The sequence below is a fragment of the Streptomyces sp. NPDC052114 genome, assembly GCF_040680155.1.
GTDB lineage: Bacteria > Actinomycetota > Actinomycetes > Streptomycetales > Streptomycetaceae > Streptomyces.
The window spans coordinates 44,815-64,271 of the sequence record NZ_JBFAWC010000021.1; the positions used below are offsets into that span (position 1 = coordinate 44,815).

Annotated in this window: 16 protein-coding genes and 1 pseudogene; 13 read left to right on the forward strand and 4 right to left on the reverse strand. The window is 70.8% G+C overall.

Features of this window, described 5'->3' with window-relative positions; translation table 11 throughout:
- Positions 1-101 precede the first annotated feature (101 nt).
- Complete coding sequence (locus tag AB0L89_RS34445; protein ID WP_365150143.1) at positions 102-752, reverse strand: fasciclin domain-containing protein; 651 nt, start codon at positions 750-752, stop codon at positions 102-104.
- A 321-nt stretch (positions 753-1,073) separates the two neighbouring features.
- On the opposite strand from AB0L89_RS34445, the gene AB0L89_RS34450 reads away from it, so the two are divergent.
- The 3 genes from AB0L89_RS34450 (at position 1,074) to AB0L89_RS34460 (ending at position 3,025) form a co-directional block, all read left to right on the forward strand.
- Positions 1,074-1,217, forward strand: a complete 144-nt coding sequence (locus tag AB0L89_RS34450) for a hypothetical protein (protein WP_365150146.1) — start codon at positions 1,074-1,076, stop codon at positions 1,215-1,217.
- Positions 1,218-1,426: 209 nt separating this feature from the next.
- Positions 1,427-2,257, forward strand: coding sequence for a hypothetical protein (locus AB0L89_RS34455; RefSeq protein ID WP_365150149.1), 831 nt, complete (start codon positions 1,427-1,429; stop codon positions 2,255-2,257).
- A gap of 57 nt (positions 2,258-2,314) precedes the next feature.
- Positions 2,315-3,025 (forward strand): class F sortase, encoded by a 711-nt coding sequence (locus AB0L89_RS34460; RefSeq protein WP_365150151.1) that lies wholly within the window; start codon positions 2,315-2,317, stop codon positions 3,023-3,025.
- Between the two features lie 147 nt (positions 3,026-3,172).
- Here AB0L89_RS34460 and AB0L89_RS34465 read toward each other — a convergent pair whose 3' ends face one another.
- Complete coding sequence (locus AB0L89_RS34465; protein WP_365150393.1) at positions 3,173-3,412, reverse strand: hypothetical protein; 240 nt, start codon at positions 3,410-3,412, stop codon at positions 3,173-3,175.
- A gap of 271 nt (positions 3,413-3,683) precedes the next feature.
- On the opposite strand from AB0L89_RS34465, the gene AB0L89_RS34470 reads away from it, so the two are divergent.
- From AB0L89_RS34470 to AB0L89_RS34510, 9 genes are all read left to right on the forward strand, one after another.
- The gene (locus tag AB0L89_RS34470) at positions 3,684-4,634 is read left to right on the forward strand and encodes a serine hydrolase (RefSeq protein WP_365150396.1); all 951 of its coding nucleotides are present in this window, start codon (positions 3,684-3,686) and stop codon (positions 4,632-4,634) included.
- Positions 4,631-5,650, forward strand: coding sequence for an endonuclease/exonuclease/phosphatase family protein (locus AB0L89_RS34475; RefSeq protein WP_365150154.1), 1,020 nt, complete (start codon positions 4,631-4,633; stop codon positions 5,648-5,650). The genes AB0L89_RS34470 and AB0L89_RS34475 overlap by 4 nt, the downstream gene beginning before the upstream one ends.
- 153 nt (positions 5,651-5,803) lie before the next feature.
- A complete protein-coding gene (cseB, locus tag AB0L89_RS34480; protein WP_365150157.1) occupies positions 5,804-6,556 on the forward strand; it encodes a two-component system response regulator CseB in 753 nt (250 codons plus the stop codon).
- 10 nt (positions 6,557-6,566) lie between these two features.
- A complete protein-coding gene (locus tag AB0L89_RS34485) occupies positions 6,567-7,817 on the forward strand; it encodes a HAMP domain-containing sensor histidine kinase (protein ID WP_365150160.1) in 1,251 nt (416 codons plus the stop codon).
- A gap of 416 nt (positions 7,818-8,233) precedes the next feature.
- Positions 8,234-9,496, forward strand: a complete 1,263-nt coding sequence (locus tag AB0L89_RS34490; protein WP_365150163.1) for a phenylacetate--CoA ligase family protein — start codon at positions 8,234-8,236, stop codon at positions 9,494-9,496.
- Positions 9,493-10,881 (forward strand): MFS transporter, encoded by a 1,389-nt coding sequence (locus AB0L89_RS34495; RefSeq protein WP_365150165.1) that lies wholly within the window; start codon positions 9,493-9,495, stop codon positions 10,879-10,881. Before AB0L89_RS34490 ends, AB0L89_RS34495 begins: the two co-directional genes overlap by 4 nt.
- Complete coding sequence (locus AB0L89_RS34500) at positions 10,878-12,029, forward strand: GNAT family N-acetyltransferase (protein WP_365150168.1); 1,152 nt, start codon at positions 10,878-10,880, stop codon at positions 12,027-12,029. The genes AB0L89_RS34495 and AB0L89_RS34500 overlap by 4 nt, the downstream gene beginning before the upstream one ends.
- A complete protein-coding gene (locus AB0L89_RS34505; protein WP_365150171.1) occupies positions 12,026-13,204 on the forward strand; it encodes an acyl-protein synthase in 1,179 nt (392 codons plus the stop codon). Before AB0L89_RS34500 ends, AB0L89_RS34505 begins: the two co-directional genes overlap by 4 nt.
- Positions 13,201-15,996 carry an acyl-CoA reductase gene (locus tag AB0L89_RS34510; RefSeq protein ID WP_365150174.1) on the forward strand — a complete coding sequence of 932 codons (2,796 nt, stop codon included), beginning with the start codon at positions 13,201-13,203 and terminating at the stop codon, positions 15,994-15,996. The genes AB0L89_RS34505 and AB0L89_RS34510 overlap by 4 nt, the downstream gene beginning before the upstream one ends.
- 42 nt (positions 15,997-16,038) lie before the next feature.
- Here the strand turns inward: AB0L89_RS34510 and AB0L89_RS34515 are convergent, their stop codons facing one another.
- Complete coding sequence (locus AB0L89_RS34515; RefSeq protein ID WP_365150177.1) at positions 16,039-16,551, reverse strand: hypothetical protein; 513 nt, start codon at positions 16,549-16,551, stop codon at positions 16,039-16,041.
- Between the two features lie 121 nt (positions 16,552-16,672).
- A pseudogene (locus tag AB0L89_RS34520) lies at positions 16,673-17,760 on the reverse strand (acyl-CoA dehydrogenase family protein).
- 364 nt (positions 17,761-18,124) lie between these two features.
- Here AB0L89_RS34520 and AB0L89_RS34525 point away from each other — a divergent pair.
- The gene (locus AB0L89_RS34525; RefSeq protein ID WP_365150180.1) at positions 18,125-19,099 is read left to right on the forward strand and encodes a hypothetical protein; all 975 of its coding nucleotides are present in this window, start codon (positions 18,125-18,127) and stop codon (positions 19,097-19,099) included.
- The last annotated feature ends 358 nt before the right edge of the window (positions 19,100-19,457 follow it).

Genomic DNA, 19,457 nt, shown 5'->3' on the forward strand with positions numbered 1-19,457 from the left:
CTCTGGCCCGTGCCAAGACCGGGGGAACGGACATGGTGGGATGCACCGTCGTGCATCCCACCATCATGGAGGTGCTGAGCCGACCAGCCGGTCAACCGCAGTCAGCTCTTAGGCATGAGCACGGTGTCGATGATGTGGACGTTGGCGTTGGCCGTCTTGACGTTGCCGCACACCACGTTGGCACTGTCGTTGACCTTGTAGGAGTTGCCGGAGCCCGACGTGGTGAGCTTGGACTTCTCCAGTGTTTCGAACGAGCCCTTCACCAGGTCCTTCGGCGCCACCTTCTGCCCCACGACGTGGTAGGTGAGGATCTTGGTGAGCTGGGCCTTGTCGGCGAGGACCTTGTCCAGGTCGGCCTTGGGGATCTTCGCGAAGGCGTCATTGGTCGGCGCGAAGACCGTGATGTCCTTCGCGCTGTTCAACGTGTCCACGAGACCGGCCTTCTTCACCGCTGTCACCAGCGTGGACAGGTCCGGGTTGTTCGACGCGGCGGTCGCGACGGGGTCCTTGGCCATGCCGTCGAAAGAGCCCGCGCCGTCCTTGGGCACCGACGCACATCCCGGACCGAACGGCTTGTCCATGCTGGCCATCTCATCCGACGGGCTGGACTTGTCCGACTCCTTCGACGCGCCCGACGACTTGCTGTCGGATGATTTGTCCTTGGAGTCGCTGTCGGAGCAGGCGGTCAGCGCCAGCGGGAGCAGGGCCGCAGTGGCGACGGCGACGGCGATACGGCGGACTGGAGTCTGCATGAGGATCCTTCAGCGATCGTGTGCACGAGGGCTCTCTGCCCCCCATCACCACTGATCCGTTGCCGGTCGCGATCTGGATTGGCCTCTTCCGCAAAGGAGTGGCGCGGGTCCGTGCCGCTGGTCGTGGCGCCGAGAATCCCCGGGCGTCGAGCGCACGGAGACATCCCCGCGCGGGCGAGGCTGATCCGCCGGACCTGCCGCGACCGGTGGCCGGTGGCCGGTGACCGGTGGGCAGAACACGCCCTGCCGCGGATGGGTTGACCCATCCTTGGGCCCGCCTGTGACGAATCACTGGTGAAGAGAGAGTGCGAGGTGGTTGTGGTGACGGACGAGGAGTTCGATGAGCTGATGGCCCGGCTGTCGGCGGAAGCGCACAGGGGCACCTTTCCCGCACCGCCTCCACCCGAGACCGGCGATGAGGGCCGTGTCGTCGCGCATGCCGAGTACGGCGCCGGCGCGCACTGACTTCGTACGGCCTGCGCGGGGCGCCCGGCTTGTCGGTCTTGAAGCTCGCGTCGTCTCAGGGGACCGACGGTCTCGACAGGTCCCGGCTGAGCCATCGCCCCTCACGGCACGACCAATCCCCGGCCGGATCAGCTTCGAATTATCTGTGTCCATGACAGAACTGCGCCCAGCAGCACGTGAGTTGGGCCATCGGAAGGGGATGCCAGATCGTGACAGCTCAGCGCACGGCCCGTACGACAGCATGGCTGGTCCTGCCCTCGGCGCTCTGCCTGGCAGCGGCGACGCCCGCGCTCGCGCACGACGGACACACCTCCAAGACCTCCACCTCGGCCTCGGCCGACCAGGCGTACCAGATCAACCTCGAACCGCTGAACGATTCCGGCTCGCGGGGCACCGCCCTGCTCAGTCTGGACGGCACGAAGCTGACCGTGAAGATTGAGGCCAAGGGGCTCGTTCCCGGGCAGCCGCACGCCCAGCACATCCACGGTTCGACCGACGGCCACGACTTCCACTGCCCGGACGCGAGCGCGGACAAGAACGGCGACGGCATCGTGACGACCGCCGAAGGACTGCCCTCCTACGGAGACATCAACATCTCGCTGACCACCAAGGGAGACACCTCCAAGAAGAGCGGCCTCGCCGTGGAGCGCATGCCCACCGCCAAGGAGGACGGCACGCTGTCCTACTCGCGCACGATCACCGTGTCCCAGGACGTGGCCGACCACATCAAGGACCTGCACGTGGTGCAGCACGGCATCGACCCGAACAACAACAACGAGTACGACTTCGGCAAGGGCAAGAGCGAACTCGACCCCAAGCTGCCCCAGGAGGCCACCGCCCCCGCGGACTGCGGCATGGTCAGGGGCGCCGCCGTCGGTTCCATGCCCGTGGGCGGCGTGGAGACCGGCAGCGGCGGTACCCAGGGCATCGAATCGCCCGGCCTGATCGCCGGAGGTGCGGCGGCGCTGCTCGCCGCGGGAGGTCTCTTCGCCGTACGCCGCCACGGCGTCGGCCGCCGCACAGTGCGTACCGACAGCTGAAGCCCACGCCCCCATCGGGCGGGCATGCGAAGCGACGGATGCGGAGGCGAGCGATCCATGAAGGAACCCGGGCGGTCCGGACAAGGCGATGCGGTCCGGGGCGCCCGGCTGCGCCGCGTCGCTCTGGCCGCAGGTGCGTTCGCCTTGCTCATCGTGGGCGTACTGCTCCTGGTGACAGGTCTGGGCCGACAGGAGCCCGCCCCTCCCGGCCGGGCGGACAGCCCGGGCACATCCGCGGCGTCGCCCGACCGCCCCGGCGCATCACCGCGGCAGCGGAGCGGTCCGCACGGGCGGGACCGCCCCGCACCGTTGGCCGCCTCGGCCCCGGTGCGGGTGGCGATCCCCTCGCTTGATGTGTCCTCGCCGCTGGAGCGGCTGGGCCTTGGCGAGCGCAAGGAGATGGAGACGCCACGTGACCCCGCCAAGGCGGGCTGGTACCGCCCGGGTCCGGCACCGGGCGCGAAGGGCCCTGCGGTCATCGCGGGCCACGTCACCTGGAACGGCACTCCCGCGGTCTTCTTCAACCTCGCCAAACTGAAGAAAGGCGAGGCCATCACCGTGGACCGCCAGGACGGAGTCACCGCGGAGTTCACCGTCGACCGCGTCGCGCAGTACCCCAAAGCCGAATTTCCGACCGTCGAGGTCTACCGCAACCTCGACCACGCGGGGCTCCGCTTGATCACCTGCGCCGGCGACTACTCGGAGGCGGACCGGCGGTACTCGGACAATATCGTCGTCTACGCGACCCTCACGGGGACCCACACCTGACTGGCCGATCCTCGTCACTGACCGGTCCCGTCACTGGTCGGCGGGCTCCTTGGCGTAGCGGACGAGTGTCGAGAGCGCCGATTCTCCGGTAGGAGTCCTTCGAGCGCCCGTGCCCGGCCCAGTCGGAGCGCCAGTTCAGAGGGATCGTCAGGATCTGATCTCACTGAAGCGGCCATGGCGAATGGCTCCTCCGCGCATGCGGGTGCCATGTGATCCCGTTGCCGTGGTTCCGCCCCCGCGGGCACCGGTGAGCGCGCCGATGGTGCCCGTGACCGCGCTCTCGACGACCAGTTCACTCAACACGCCCATCGTCCCCGCCTGCGGTGGAGGCATGTCCCGACGGACGCGGCCGCGCGGTGCGGGTTCCTGACGCAGCCAGTCCCACAGCGACTCCTGGCGTCACGCACCGGCGGCCACTTGCCGAGACTCGGGCGAAGCGCTGATACGCAGCTGATACACAACCGCACGACAGCGGAAGCTTCGCCCTGACCGCCTGGAAGTGGATCTCCCGGAGGCTGTCGACGTACCCGATCTCCGGTGTACGCGTATCTGGCTCTGGGAGGCGGTTGACGTGCTCGTACGTGTCCACTCTGCTGCCCGCGCCGTGCTCGGGGGGCCGTCGCGGGCCCGTCGGGGTGCGGCGTGGGCCTTGGCTGCGGTGCTGATCGGCGGCTGCGCCGGCGGCGGGCTGATGGCGCTCAACGACGGCAATGGCGGCGAGGGCGGGGCGAGCGATGTCGTCGCGCAGGAGGCCTCCGCGCCGAGGGCTGTCGTCGAGCGGCTGGATCTGCCGTGGCCGCGGGAGGGGCAGACGGCCGTCTCGGTGGAGAAGGTCGGTGGCCTCGGCGTCAAGGGAGCACGGCAGCCGGTGCCGATCGCGAGCCTCACCAAGGTGATGACCGCGTACGTGATTCTCGAGGCCCATCCGCTCGAGGGCGGTGAGGGCGGGCCCTCGATCACGGTCGACCAACAGGCCGCGTCCGAGGCCCATTCGCTGAGCGAGTCCACCGCGCCGGTGCGGGAGGGACAGAAGTTGTCCCAGCGGAAGTTGTTGGAGTTGATGCTCCTGCCGTCCGGGAACAATGTGGCCCGGCTGCTGGCCCGTTGGGACGCGGGAAGCCAGCGCAAGTTCGTGGCCAAGATGAACGCCGCGGCCGGTCGGCTGGGCATGGCAGACACCACGTACACCGGTGCGAGCGGGATCGAGTCCACCACTCGGTCCACCGCCGCCGACCAGCTCAAGCTGGCCCGCGCGGCCATGAAGGACCCGGCGCTGCGCGCGACCGTGGGCCTGCGCAGCACCAGCGTCCCCGGTCGGGGCGAGCCGGTGCGGAACACCAACCAGCTGCTCGACCGGCCCGGCGTGATCGGCTTGAAGACCGGATCGAGCACCCCGGCGGGCGGCAACCTGATGTGGGCGGCCGAGGTTCCGGACGGCCAGAGGCGTCACCTCGTGTACGGCGTCGTCCTTTCCCAGCGCGTGGGCACGTCGCCCGCCGAGGGCAATCTGGCAGCCCTGGAGAGCAGTGGCCGCCTCCTCGACGCCCTCCGGGAGAAGTTGCCCGCAGCCCTCGCGGCGGACGGCAACGGTCGGGACGGACGCCGATGAGCCAGGACACTCTCCGCGGCGAGCCCACTCCCAGCAGCACCGGCTCGCCTCCCGTTTCGAAGCCGCTCGGCGTGTGGCCTACCGGGATGTGGCGTACGGGGACGTGGCGGCGGGGTCGGTTCATCGCCACCGCCGCCGTGCTCTGCGCCCTGCTCATGGCGTTCAACACCCGCATTCCGAACGGCTTCGGCAACCTCGGCAGTCTGCTGCAGACGGTGCTGCCCTGGACGGGCCTGAGCGTGGTGGCGCTGTTGGCGGCCGCCGTGGCGCGCCGCTCCGCCCTCGCGGGCCTCGCCGTCCTCGTCCCCGCCGTCACCTGGTGTTCCCTGTTCGCGGGCACCTTCATCGACAAGCAATCCAGCGGTGGGGACGTGGTCGTGGTCGGCCACAACGTGCACGAGGGGAACCGCGACCCGCGCGGGACCGCACGGGCGCTGGCCGCCACGGGCGCCGACGTAGTGGCGCTGGAGGAACTGTCCCGCCCGGCCGTGGCGACGTACGAGCGCGAGCTGGCGCGCACCTACCGGTACTCCGCGGTGCGCGAGGGCATCGGGCTGTGGAGCAAGCACCCGCTCCGGGCCGTGGAGCCGGTGGAGATCATGCCCTGGACACGGGCCCTGCGCGCCACGGTCGACACCCCCAAGGGGCCTGTCGCCCTCTACGTCGCGCATTTCGCTTCCGTACGCGTCCTGCCGAGTTCCGGATTCACCACGGAGCGCCGCAATGAGGCGGCCGGGAAGCTGGCCGATGCCGTCCGGGCGGAGAGGCTCGGCCGGGTCGTCGTGGTGGGCGACTTCAACGGGACGACCGCCGACTCGGCGCTCGGCCCGCTGACCTCCCAGCTGCGTTCGGCGCAGCAGGAGGCGGGTGCCGGGTTCGGCTTCACGTGGCCGGCCTCGTTCCCGGTGGTCCGCCTCGACCAGATCATGGTCAAGGGGGTGACTCCGGTTTCCGCGTGGACCCTGCCCGCCACGGGCAGCGACCATCTTCCGGTCGCTGCCTCCCTGCGTCTGTGACGCCGCCCTTACGGAGCACACGGTCCGCCGAGGGGCGGGCCGCCGCGTAGCTACGATTCGATCACCAGTCGGCAAGAAGGCGCAGGAAGGCGCAGGAAGGCGCAGGAACACTCAGTAAACGCAGCACGCTCCGGCAGCTCTGGAAGGTACGTCTTGTCCGAATCCCCCGTCCCGAACCCGGTCCGCGTCCTCGTGGTCGAGGACGACGCGGTCATCCGCCGTTCCGTCCAACTGGCTCTCGAGCGCTACGGGTATGAGGTCTCGGTCGCCGAGGACGGTCTCGGGGGCCTCGACGCATTCCGGGCCGGGCGGCACGATCTGCTGATCCTGGACGTCATGCTGCCGGGCCTGGACGGCATCGGCCTGTGCCGACGCATTCGTGACGAGAGCCTCGTACCGATCCTGATGATGTCCGCCCGGGGTGACGCGCTCGACGTCGTGTCCGGCCTTGAGGCCGGGGCCGACGACTACGTGGTCAAGCCGGTCGACATCGGCGTCATGGTCGCCCGCATCCGGATGCTGCTGCGTCGTGCCACGTTCCACGCGGGGGCGGCGGCCCTCACCCGTCCTGATCCAGCCTCCGACACCGGCACCGCTCCCGGCTCCGAGAGCGACAGCCGCCCGCTCCTCTTCGGTGATCTGGCCATCGATCTGCGCGGACTGAACGTGAGCCGAGCGGGCGCGGCCGTCCCCCTCACGCCCACGGAGCTGCGCCTGCTCCTGGCGTTCGCCGAGCACCCCGGCATCGTCCTCGACCGGCGCCGCCTGCTGCGCGACGTCTGGGACTACGGCTGGGAGGGCGACACCCGGGTCGTCGACCTGTGCGTGGTGCGGCTGCGCAAGAAGATCGGCGCCGACCGCATCAAGACCGTCCGCGGCTTCGGCTACAAACTCTCCCCGTCCTGAAACGGCAGCCATGCGATTCCTGAACCCCCGCGCCCTGCGCTGGAAGATCGCCGCCCTGACCGCGGCCGCCTGCTGCGCGGTCGCCGCGGTCGTCGGTCTGCTCGTCCACCGGTCGACGCAGGAACACGGGCAACGGGCGGGGCGCGACCGGGCCGTGGCTCAACTGCACGCCGTCGAGCAGGAGTACGCCCGTACCGGCGAGAGGCCCGCGTCCGCCGACCTCATGTCGCGGGACGAGGTGCCCGAACCCCTGGCCCGGGACCTGGCGGGCCTGAGCGGGACCGGCGAGTACGCCTTGTGGTACGACGAGAAGCCGCCGAACTGGTACTGGATGTGGGCGGCCGTGTCCGTCGGCGACCAGGTGCTCGTCGTGCGCACGGACATGAGCGCCGAGGTGCGCAGCCTCCAGCTTCTGGACCGGAGCATCCTCAAGTCCGTGCTCGCCGCCCTCGCCGTCGTCGTGCCCCTCGCCGCGCTCGCCACCGAGCCGATCAACCGGCGGCTGCGGCACGGCGCCCGCACCGCCCGCAGGATCGCGGACGGCGACCTCGACGCCCGGATCGGGCGCCCCGGCCGGGCCCGCGACGAGATCACGGAGATGTCCGCGGCCATGGACGTCATGGCCGCGACCCTGCAGCAGAGGCTGGAGTCGGAGCGGCGCTTCACCGCGGACGTGGCCCATGAACTGCGCACCCCTCTGATGGGATTGGTCACCGCCGCCGGTCTGCTCCCCGAGGACGACGAGGCGGCGGATCTGGTGCGTACCGAAGTGCGGAGGCTGCGCGGGCTGACCGAGGATCTCCTGGAGATCTCCCGACTCGACGCCGGTGCCGAGCAGGCGCGGCTCGACGAGGTGCCGCTGGGTGAGTTGGTCGCCGACGTGGTCGAAAGGGGCGGTGGCGCCGACGAGGTGCGTGTCGAGGGCGCGGACGTCGTGCGTACCGACCCGCGCCGGGTGGAGCGCATCGTCGGCAACCTCGTCGCCAACGCGCACCGGCACGGCGCGCCTCCGGTCCAGGTGACCGTCACCGGCACCCGGATCGCCGTACGCGACCACGGCCCCGGCTTCCCCGCCGATCTGCTGGCGCACGGGCCGCAGCGTTTCCGCACGGAGGCCGCCGAGCGCGGACACGGGCACGGGCTCGGACTGGCCATCGCGCTCGGCCAGGCCTCGGTCCTCGGCGCCCGGCTGACCTTCGCCGACGCGCCCGACGGCGGAGCGGTCGCCGCCTTGGAACTCGCTCCGCGCGAAGGCCAGTGAGTTGAATCACGATGCCTCGAATTAATGATTGAGTATCGGATCCCGCGAATATGTATGGGCGGTCCGCCAGTTGCACACGTTTCAGCATGCATGCATCACGACAAATACTTTCAGGCCGAGTTTTCCACTCACGGGTGACGCGTCGTCAGCCTTCGACCACGGGGGATCCCGCCCGTCCGAGCCGAAGGGCCGACTTCGCACATTGGCCGGAAGGTTTCGGCACAGGGAAGCAGGAACCCGCCCGGGAAATCGCGGCATTCGCGATGCGGTAATGTCTTGGTTGCACTCCGTAGTTCCGGTGAGCCGCTCAGGACGGGAGTCCCGGCAGGCCCGGCAGGTGGGTGCCATCCCAACCACTCAGGCGACCTCCCCCACAGGGGAATTCGCCGCCTTCGTATGCCGCAGAGCAGGAATTGATGCCCGTTCAACCATTGACGGAACTCATACGTTTCGTCCGCCGTCAGTCGCCTTTCTACGCCGATCTCTATGCGGGAGTTCCGGAGAATGTTACTGAGCTCACACAGCTTCCGGTCGTTCCCCAGGCCGAGTTCTGGCGGGCCAACACGCCGCGCGACAATCGGCTTCTGACCGGCCCCCTCGACGAAGCCGTGATCTTCAAGAGCGGCGGCACGACCGGTTCGCCGAAGTTCTCCTTCTACACCCGTGAGGAATGGCGGGAGTTCACCGGCGCTTTCGGTGCCGGGCTCCTCGAATCCGGGCTGCGTCCCGGGCACCGGGTCGCCGACCTCTTCTACGCGGGAGAGCTGTACGCCAGCTTCACCTTCGTCCTCGACTCGCTGCACCGCTCCCCCGTCTCCAACGTCCGGCTACCGATCGGCGGCGCCGCGCCCCTGGAGTCGACGGTGCACACCCTGGAGCAGTTCGATGTGGAGGTGGTCGCGGGGACCCCGACCACGCTGTGCGCCCTGGCCGACCACCTCGTCGCCGCCGGGCGGCAGCTCCCTCGGGTGGAGCTGCTCCTCTTCGGCGGGGAGAGCCTCTACCCGGACCAGGAGCCGCTGCTCGCCCAGGCGTTCCCCAACGCCCGTCCGCGCTCGGTGGGTTACGCCAGCGTCGACGCGGGGCTGCTGGGGTGCGCCGTGCCGGGGGCCGACCCACGCGTGCACCGCGCCTTCACCCCGTACGCCACCGTGGAGATCCTCTGCGAGGAGAGCGGCGAGCCGATCACCGAAGCGGGGGTCCCTGGCAAGGTCGTGGTCAGTGACCTGCGTCGCCGGCTGATGCCCGTGCTGCGCTATCCGGCGGGCGACCGCGCCGAGTGGACCGGCACGGGACCCGGACACTTCCGCATCCTGGGCCGCTCGCAGGAGGGGGTCCGCGTCGGGCCCGTCTCGCTGTACACCGAGGACGTACAGGACCTGGTCCGCGGCGCCGATGTCGCGGGCCGGGTGACCGGGGTACAGCTGGTGGTGCGCCACTGGGACGGGCGGGACGGCTTACGGCTGCGTCTCGCGAGCGACGGGGACCCGGCCGGGCGCGACGACCTCGCGGAAGCGATCCGTAAGCAGCTCCTGGCCGACCGGGCGTCGTTCGGCGACGCGGTCGACGCCGGGCACATCCATCCGCTGTCGGTGGAGTGGGTGCGCCACGGCGTGCTGGCCGTCAACTCCCGCTCGGGCAAGCTCATCCGCGTCGTGGACGAACGGATGGAGTCATGACCGCGTCCGGCGAAACCAGCGGAAGGGCAGCGTCGGCATCCCGCGGGCAGCTCCCCGTGGTGCTGCGCAACCCCGCCTTCGGAGCGGTCTGGGCCGCTCAGGTCCTCACCCAGGCGGCGGCCCGGATGTTCCAGGTCGGCGTAGTGTGGTGGCTGGTCAGCCAGGCGGCGGGCGCCGACCGGGGCTTCGCCTCCGGCGCCTTCCTCGCCGTCTCCACGCTCCCCGCGGTGGTCCTCGTCCCGCTGGTCGCGCGGATCGTCGCCCGCTGTCCGCACCGCGGTGTGCTCGCGGGCGCGGCGGCGGTGGCGGGCCTCGTCGCCACCGCGACCGCCACGTGGACGTACACGGCACAGCCGCCCACCGGCATGATCTACGGCGCCGCCCTGCTCCTCGCGGGCTGCCAGGCCCTCTTCGACCCGTGCCTGACCACCTCGGTGCCCGAACTGGTCGAGGACGCCGACATCGAGGCCGCGACCGGCTTCGAACTCGCCACGCAGTCCCTGGCCGGGCTCGCGGGCGGGCTGCTGGGCCCCCTGCTGGTCGACGCCTGGGACCTGGCGGGCATCGTCGCCGGGTGCGCGGGCGCCTACCTCGCCGCGGCCGCGCTCGTCGCGCTGACCCGCTTCCCCCGCACCGCCGCGGCCCCTGCCGCGCACGCCCCCGGTGACGTGCCGAAGCGCCGCACACTGCGGCAGATCCTGAGCGAACTGCCCTTCATTCGGCAGGTGTTGCTCTGCTTCGCCGCGGCGAACGTCTTCACCACAGCCGTGTTCGTCGTGATGCCGCTGTACACCCGCTCGGTGCTGCACGGGCAGGGATCGACGGTCGCCGCGCTGGAGGCGGCCCTGGGCGTGGGCACCCTGCTCGGCTCCTTCACCGGAGGGCGGCTGTCGGGCTCCCCGACCGCGGTCGGCGGGACCTGCCTGGCGCTGATGGCGCTCGCGCTGGGGATGCCGGGAGCGGCGCCGGGCCTCGCCGTGGCCCTGGTGTCGCTGGCCCTGGCGGGCTGGTGCGTCGGCGTGATCGGCGTACGCTTCGTCGCTCTGTTCCAGCGGTCGGTCCCAGCCGCCGACAAGCCGGGGTTCTTCGCGGTGATGCAGGCCTTGCTGGGCGCCACGTTCCCGCTGTCTTCGCTGGTCTTCGGGGTGCTTGGCGACCACCTGGGGGCGCGCTGGCTGTGCCTGGTCCAGGGCGTGGGTCTGGCACCGGTCGCGGTGGCGCTGTTCCTGCTGGGGCGTCGAGGGCGCGCGGCCACGGAGGGCCCGAACGCGGCTCCACAGGACGAGCGGACCGCGGCACCCGGCGCGCCCGCTCCCGCGAGCCCCCGGGACACCGCCACCGAGGACGTCCGCGCCATCCCCGCCTCCCTCGAAGGTGCCCGATGACCGTCACCCTCGCCCCCGCGGCACTCCAGGACATCGCGGAACTGCGGCAGTTGTACTTCGACGTGTACGGCCACGGATACCCCGTACCCCTGGGCAGCGACCCGGCCGTGATGCGCCGGCTGATCACCGACCCGCACACCCACTGGCTCACCGCCCGCCTGGCCGGGACCGGGGAGCTCGCGGGCTCGGCGGTCGTGCAGACCGACCCGGGCAGCCGCATCGGCAAACTCGTCGGCCTCGCGGTCCACCCGGACCGCCGCCGCGGCGGTCTCGCCGGACGCCTCACCGGAGCGGTGTGCGCCGAGGCATGCGCCACCGGACGCCTGGACTCGGTGTACGCCACCGTGCGGATGGTCACCGAAGGTCCCCAACACGTCGTGGTCCGCAACGGGTTCAGGCCGCTCGGCCTGCTGCCCAACGCCGCCGAGGTGGCGGGCTGCGAAAGCCTCGGCCTGTTCGCCCGCTTCGCCGACGGGGTGCTTGCCCACCGCGAGACGGTCACCCGGGCGCCTGCCGCGCTCGGCCCGCTCCTCGCCGCCGCCGAGAACAACACTGGCGTCCCCTACGGCACGGTGCTGCCCTCGGACACGCTGGGCTCTGCGCGCCCCGAGGGCCCAGCCGCTCCGCCGACCGCCGACCTGGAAGTGGTCGGCGCGCCCGGCTTCGTACGCCGTCGCTTCCTGGAGCTCTTCCCCAACCCGGCGGGGCGCTACTACCCGCTGCACGCGCCCAACGCCGTACTGGTGCCGCCGGACGGCGCGTTCGAGGCGTACGTGGATCTCGACCCGGTCGCGGGGAGCTGCGCGCTGATCGCCGTGCACCCCTACCCCGCCGCGGTCACGCAGGCCCTGGAGCCCTTGATGGCCACGGTCTCCCGGGCCGGGGCCGACTACGTCGAGACGCTCCTTCCGCTGTCCGACACCGCGAGCCTGACCGCCTTCCTGGCCGCGGGCTTCGTCCCCAGCGCCGTCTACCCGGCCATGCGCCGCATCGGCGAGCGCTTCCACGACTACGTCGTGCTCTCCCGCACGAGCCGTCAGATCGACTTCCGGTCCCTCGCCGTCGGCGGGCCGCTCCAGCCCTATGTGAGCGCCTATCTGACCGCCTGGGCCGCCACCTATCTGCCCCGTCACGAGGTCACCCTGTGAACACCGACACCAACCCCTATCTCGCCCCCGTCCGGGTACCGGACCCGCAGGCCCTGGCACACGTCCAGCAGCTGTGCGACCTGGCCGCGCCGTATGCCGGAGGACCGGACACCGATGCCCTGTTCGCGGCCGCCATGGCCGAGACGAACGACTGGCACGCGGCCCGCTCGCCGTTCTTCCGCTCGCTGCTCGCCGACGCTCCGGAGGCCCCGGCACTGACGGTGGGCGCGGGCGTCCGCACCCCGCTGATCCACGCCAACTTCTTCAAGCGCCACGAGGTGCTCTCCGTCCCCCGCGACGACGTCTTCCTGCATCTGACGTCCTCCGGCACCACCGGCCAGAAGTCACAGATGTTCTTCGACGAGTGGACCATCCGCTCCGCGCAGCGCATGGTGGCCCGGATCTTCGACCACTACGGCTGGATCACCCCCGACCGGCCCGTCAACTACCTTCTCTACAGCTACGAAGCGGCCCCGAGCATGAAGCTCGGCACGTCCTTCACCGACAACTACCTGTGCGACTTCGCCCCGGCCAAGGGCGTCACGCACGCGCTGCGGCACACCGGCGAGGGCCACGAGTTCGACGTGCATGGATGCATCACCGCGCTGCGGCAGTACGCGAAGGAGGGCCTGCCGGTCCGCATCCTCGGCTTCCCCGCGTTCCTGCACTTCACCCTGGAGCGGATGCGCGCCCAGGGGCTGCCGCCGATCCAGCTTCCTGCGGGCTCCCTGGTGGTCCTCGGCGGCGGCTGGAAGGGGCACGCCGACCGGCAGATCGGCAAGGCCGAGTTCTACGCGCGTGTCACCGAGCTCCTCGGCGTCGAGCCGGAGCGGATCCGGGACACCTTCGGCTCGGTGGAACACTGCGTGCCCTACATCGAGTGCGCCGAGCACCGGTTGCACGTGCCCGTGTGGTCGCGGGCCGCGGTGCGCGACACCCGCACCCTGCGGCCGCTGGGGTACGGGGAGCGGGGCTTCCTGCATCTGGTCTCCCCGTACATCACCTCCGTGCCGGCGCAGAGCGTCGTGATGGGCGACCTCGCCTCGCTGCACCCGGCAGAGGAGTGCGGATGCCCGCTGGCCACACCGTGGTTCACCGTCCACGGGCGCGCCGGGGTGAGCCGCAACCGCAGCTGCGCGGTGGCGGCGGCCGAACTCCTGAAGGGGCGCGCATGAGCACCGCGACGACCATCGAGACGACGACGAGCACGGACGAGGGAGCAGTCTCCGCAGTGACCAGCGAACTCCATTTCTGGCAGGGCGAGTTCATCGACGACGCCGAGGCCGCCGCCCGTCTGGCGGATCTCCCCGGCGTGGTCGAGCGGGCCCTGGCCGAGCCGCTGCCCACCGAGACCGTGCTGAGCGCGTGCGCTGTGCTCAGCACCACGCTGGGCGAATCCGGGAATCCTGTACGGGATCGGCTCGCCGCCCGACTCGCCGCGTCCACCGGCGACTTCTCGGAGGCCGAAGCGATCCTGGCCGAGCTGTCCGCCGCACTCGCCAGGCCCGCCCTGGAACGCAAGCTCCGGCGCGAGCTGGGCGGCACGGCGCCCGGCCGGCTCACTCGGCCCGATGCCCGCGAGACCGTCTTCGAGGCGTGGGCCCCGGTCGGCCTGCTGGCACACATCGCCCCCGGCAACGCGGCGGCGGTCGCGCCGCTGAGCGTCGTCGAGGGGCTGCTGGCCGGCAACGTCAACGTACTCAAGATCAGCAGCAGCGACTCCCCGCTCGCCCTGCACCTGCTCGCCGAGCTGGCGGCCGCCGACCCCACCGGTGCGCTCGCCCGCCGCGTCGTCGCCCTGCGGTTCCCGTCCGCCCGCCGGGAGTGGCTGCGGCTGATGTGCGCTCCCGCGGACGCGATCGCCGTGTGGGGCAGCGAAGACGCGGCGGCCTCCGTCGCCGAACTCGCGCCTCCGGGCTGCCGGTTGGTCGAGTGGGGGCACAAGATCTCCTTCGCCTATCTGACCCGCGAGGCGTGGCAGGACGCGGCATCCCTGGAGGCCCTGGCCGCGGACGTCTGCCGCCTGGACCAGCAGGCGTGCTCCAGCCCGCAGGTGATCTATCTGGACACCGAGGACGCCGAGGAGGTCTTCGCCTTCGCCGAGGACTTCGCGCCCGCCCTCGCCAAGGCCTCGGCCGCCGCACTGGGCGCGGGGAACCGCGCGGGCCGGGACCTGCCGAACTCGCCCGGCCTGCCGGACCAGGCAGGCCAGTCGGACCACCCGGACCTGCCGGACCTGCCGGACCAGCCGGACCAGCCGGACCAGCCGGACCAGCCGGAACGACCGAACTCGCCCGACCAGCCGGACCTGCCGAACTCGCCCGACCAGGCGGGCCAGCCGGGCCAGCCGGGCCAGCCGGGCCTCAGCATCGCCGAGCAGGCCGAGATCACGACCACCGAGCTGCTCGCCCGCCTCGAACAGCATCTGGGGCTGACCAAGGTCATCGCCGCCGAGGACGGGACCTGGCGGGTCCTGGCCGACACCCGGCCCGCGCTGACCGCATCGCCGCTGAACCGCAGCGTCTGGGTCAAGCCGCTGCCCGCCCGGGACATCACCGCCACGCTGCGGCCGATGCGCCGCTACCTCCAGACCGTCGCCGTCGGCGGCGGCCGCGCCGACATCGCCCGGCTCTCCCGTGCACTGCTGACGGCGGGCGCGCTGCGCGTCACCCCTGTCGGCGCCATGCTGGACAGCTACGACGGCGAGCCGCACGACGGCGTCTACGCGCTCCAGCGCTACAGCCGCCGCGTCAGCGTCAGGGCCGACGACACCTTCGCGACCACCGGATGCCTGGACGACCTCGTCGCGGCCACCCCCTCCCCCGCGCCGCCGACCGGTCCCCTCCTCGACAAGGCGGGCGTGCAGCGGCAGTTGGCCGCCCTGGCGCCCGAGCACGCCCACCTCTACTTCCGCAGCGGCGGCACCACGGGCGCCCCGGCCCTGTCGGTGTTCACCCACCACGACTACGACACCCAGATGCGGGCCGCCGCGCACGGCCTGCTCGCCGCGGGCTTCGACCCGTCCCACGACCGCGCCGCCAACCTCTTCTACTGCGGCGGCATGTACGGCGGGTTCATCAGCTTCTTCTCCATCCTGGAGCGGCTCAACGCGACCCAGATCCCGCTGGCCGCGGGCGCCGACCACGCCGTGGTCGCCGAGGCCCTGGTGACCCACCGCGCCGACGCGGTCTTCGGCATGCCCTCCTACCTGTGGCAGCTCTTCCACGCCGAGGGCGAGTTGCTGCGCTCGTACGGCGGGATCCGCAAGGTGTTCTACGGTGGCGAGCACTTCACCGCCGAGCAGCGCCGGATCCTCACCGACACATTCGGCGTCGAGGTCATCCGCTCCGCCTCCTACGGCAGTACGGACCTGGGGCCGCTCGGCTACCAGTGCACGCACGCCGAGGGCGCGGTGCACCACGTCCTGTCGGATCTGCACACCTTGGAGATCCTGGACCCGCAGGAGGACCGGCCGGTGACGGCGGGTCAGCCCGGCCGCCTGGTCTTCACCAGCCGCACCCGCGCCGGGCAGCGCCTGGAGCGCTACCAGATCGGCGACCTCGGCCGCACGGTGGAGGGGGTCTGCCCGTGCGGCAGCCACGCCCCGCGCATCGAGCTCCTGGGCCGCTACGGCGATGTGGTGCGCGTGGGCACGTACTTCTACAATTACCGCCGTTTTGTGGAGTGCGCCCAGGAACAGCTGGGCTACCGCGGCGAGTTGCAGCTGGTCCTGAGCAGCGAGGCCGCCCGCGAGGACCTGACCGTACGGCTGGACCGCGCATACGCCACGGATCCGGAGCGTGCGCGCACCGCGTTCCTGTCGGCCATCCCGGAACTCGGCGCGGCGGTCACCGACGAGGAGCTGCTGACCTGCGCGGTCGAGATCGTCGACGGCGCAGACCTCGAACGCACGGCAGGGAGCGGCAAGTTGCGCACGGTGATCGACCTCAGGCCGACATCGGCGTGACCCGATCCGGGCCGGGGCAGAGCATGCCCCGGCCCGGCCGGCTCAGTCGACCGGACGTCCCGCGATGGCCTTTCCGCAGGCGCACGGAGTGTCGAACCGTTTGATGTGACCGACGAATTCCTTGCAGTGTTCGCCGATCCAGACATCGTCTGGGACTTGATCCGGGGATTGCCCCTCATGCATCAATTCCTTGGCACACCGTTCGCTCCTCTTCTTGCTCTCGGAGGTGCACGGATCCTTCGCTAGGGCAACGGTCACGCAGGTGGCCATCGCCTTTCCCAGGTAACCGAAGTCGGGCTTTCCCCTCGCCGCGTCGACTCCCCGCTTCGCACAGGCGACAGCCTTCTCCTTGACGTCCTCCGACAGGACGTCCTTGCACCATGCTTCGGCCTTCTTCTGTGCGCTCCTCCCCTTGTCCATGAGGTCGGGGACGCTGCACGCCGGGGCTGCCGACGTGCTCGGCGGTGGTGTCCGAGCGACCGCCGTTGCCGGAGCCGCCAGCAACGCGGACGCGAGAACAGCGGAGGCGATGACGGAACGAGTCAGGCCTGGCACGTGTCCTTCCTCTCTTGCGTCCCCCTACGTGACCGCAGCCAGTGGTTGCTGAACGCGCCGCCGGGCCCGTGACACGAGCGGCGTACGAGTGACGATCAGGAATCAACGACGAGGTGACAGCTCAGCCGTCCGCCGACAGATGACCTAGGTGCGCGTCGCGTACCTCGGCCGTCTGACCCTGCACCAGCAGGAACATGGCCCGCGCGCCAGCCGTTGCGCACGACTGTCCAAGGACATGGCCCGGCCGCCGCCGGCCACCACGGCCGCCGTCGTCGCCGTCCGCATCAGGTCGTACGCGCGCGCCTTGACCGCCAGCCTCTCCTCGATGCGCTCGTGCGGCACCGGGTGGTCGGCCAGCGCGTACGCCTGCCGCCTGACCTCGTCGAGGCGGGGGCGCAGGGTGTGGGCCGTCTCCTTCTCGACCGGGCCGCCGTCGAGGAGGCCGAATGCGGACTCGGTGATCCCGAAGACGGCCGGTGAGGCGTTGGTGTTCTTGGGGCGGTCGGTCGCGGCCCAGGTCTCGTACGGCGCCCGCAGGGCCACGGCCTCGTCGGGCACCCGGAGTCCGTCCAGTTCCAGCGACACGGTGCGCGAGGCACCGAGCGCGGCGAGACGCATCGGCTCCGACGGGCGCAGTCCCGGCTGTGCCCGTGCTTCGGTGAAGACGAAGAGCGCCTCGTCCGCGTCCGTCAGCCCGGCCAGCAGCATGACGTCGTTGAGCCCCCAGCCGGTGTACCAGGGCACCCGCCCGTCGAAGCGCCAGCCGCCGCGGTCCCGGGTGACGCGCACGGGGACACGCGGGTGGGCGCGCAGCTGTGCGTACGCCACGCCGGACAGCAGCTCGCCGCGCGCCAGCGGGCCCAACAGGCGCTCACGTACAGCCAACTCACTCCTGGCGAGTGTCATGACCGGTGTGTGGTGCTGGGTCTGTACGAACCACGTCGAGCAACACGATCCCGCCAGGATCTCGGCGACCTCACGCGCCACCGCGGCGGGCGCCGCCGAACCGCCGTACTCCACCGGCGCGCTCACGCCGAGCAGCCCCGACCGCTTGATCGCCTCGATGCTGCTCGCCGGCACACCCTCCTGGTCGACGCGTTCGGCGATGGGGGCGAGCACGTCGGACGCGAGTCGGTGCGCTCGGGCGACGAGCGGGTGCGGGGTCGGGCGGGAGTTCGACTGGGGGTGCGGGTCCGGGGCGATGGTCATGGAAAAGATCTTCCAGTGCCGGAGGGCCGGTGTCGATCCGGCCGCCTTCCGCGCGGATCGCCGCCGGACGGCCGGATTCCGACTGGCCGGTAAGGGGCCTTCGGCCCTGACTGTCGCGGCCGCGGTGCACGACCATCTCAGGCAACAGGCCGAAGCCGCCGGTGACTTCCGCCTCTCCTGCATCGAGAGGTGCCCCGCATGCACCCCTTCGGATCTGAGCAAGCGTGACGCCTCACATTGAACCGCGAGCCGAGCCGGGTTGCACACGAACCGCATCGCACCGCGAACCGGGCCGCACCGCGGGCTGGCTTGAAAGTGATCTTGGAATGATCACCGGAAGCTTCACGACATGTATACATTCCCTGTGAATTTCCGCAGTTTGATTACGTCCTCCTCCGCTCTGACGATCCTGGTCACGAGCCTCCTCGCAGGCCCCGCCACCGCGGCCGAGCCATCGTCCGCAGCCGGGCAGGCCGCGCCCCTGCAGGACAACACCCTGTGCATATACAGCACCGAGACCACCGAAAGGACCACCGGCGGCTACGTCTGGGACGTGGGAACCCGCGCCTACGACGTCTGGAACTCCAAGGACTTCAAGGCGAAGTACGGTCAGCTCTCCTACTCCGAGCAGATGAACAAGCTGCTGTACGAACTGAACGTCAGCCAGCACGTCTTCGGCCATAGCTGGCTCGTGCACTTCAACGACCACGGCGCGTTCAAGCGCAAGCTCGCCACGGGTGAGACCGCCCGCTACGACACGTACTCCTTCCAGCCCCAGGACCCCGACGGCCTCAACGGCGACGGCAGCGCCGTGGACGGCATGTCCATCAACTACACGGGCTACGACATCAACGCGCCCGGCAAGCCCTTGGTCGAGTGGGACCGGCCGAGCCGCAAGCAGGACCGCGAGGGCGCGTACGCTCCACGCGCGTCCCGCTGCAAGACGCTCAGCGCGCCCCAACAGGCAGCGTTCGAGCGGGAGATCGACCGGCGCAAGCAGGTCGACGAGAAGTACACCCTGCTGCCCAGCTGGAACTACCTGCTGACCGGCGGCTGGGCCGGAACCCCGGCCAGGAACTGCACGACGTTCGCCCTGCAGGTGTGGGACACCACGATGGCGAACTCCCCCTCCGAGCAGATCGATCCGAGCACGCGACTGCCCGCGGCCGATCTCAACCGACTGGGCGCCAAGGTCCCCTCGGACCTCACCCAGAGCGAGTTCTCGGCCTGGATCCCCGCGCTGGCCGGCAAGTGGATCTACGAGAAGAACGGGAACCGGCAGGAGAACGCCGAGGTGCCGCGCTTCTCGGACGACATCCTCACTCCGGCGCGCAGCTGACTGAACTGCCGTGCGTAGGACTGCCGTTGACAGCCTCGCACACGTTCCGGCGTGGCGCCCCCGCCACTCGTTGGGGCGGAACGTGGGACGTTCCGCCCCGCCTCTTCTCTCCGTCACGTGAAAGGTGAACGGACATAGGCCGTCTTGGATGGACGACGGAACAGCAGGCAGGGGTCCGGCATTACAGCAGGCTCGCGCACGTCTTCGGCCTGCTGCCCGTCGCGCTCTTCATCGGCCTCACGTTCTCCACGGGACGACATCGCGGATGGATGGCCGTCGCAGTCACCCTGCTCCTCTGGGCAGGCTTCGCCCGCTACATGTGGCGCATGAAGAAGGGACAGCCATAGCTGGAGCCGGA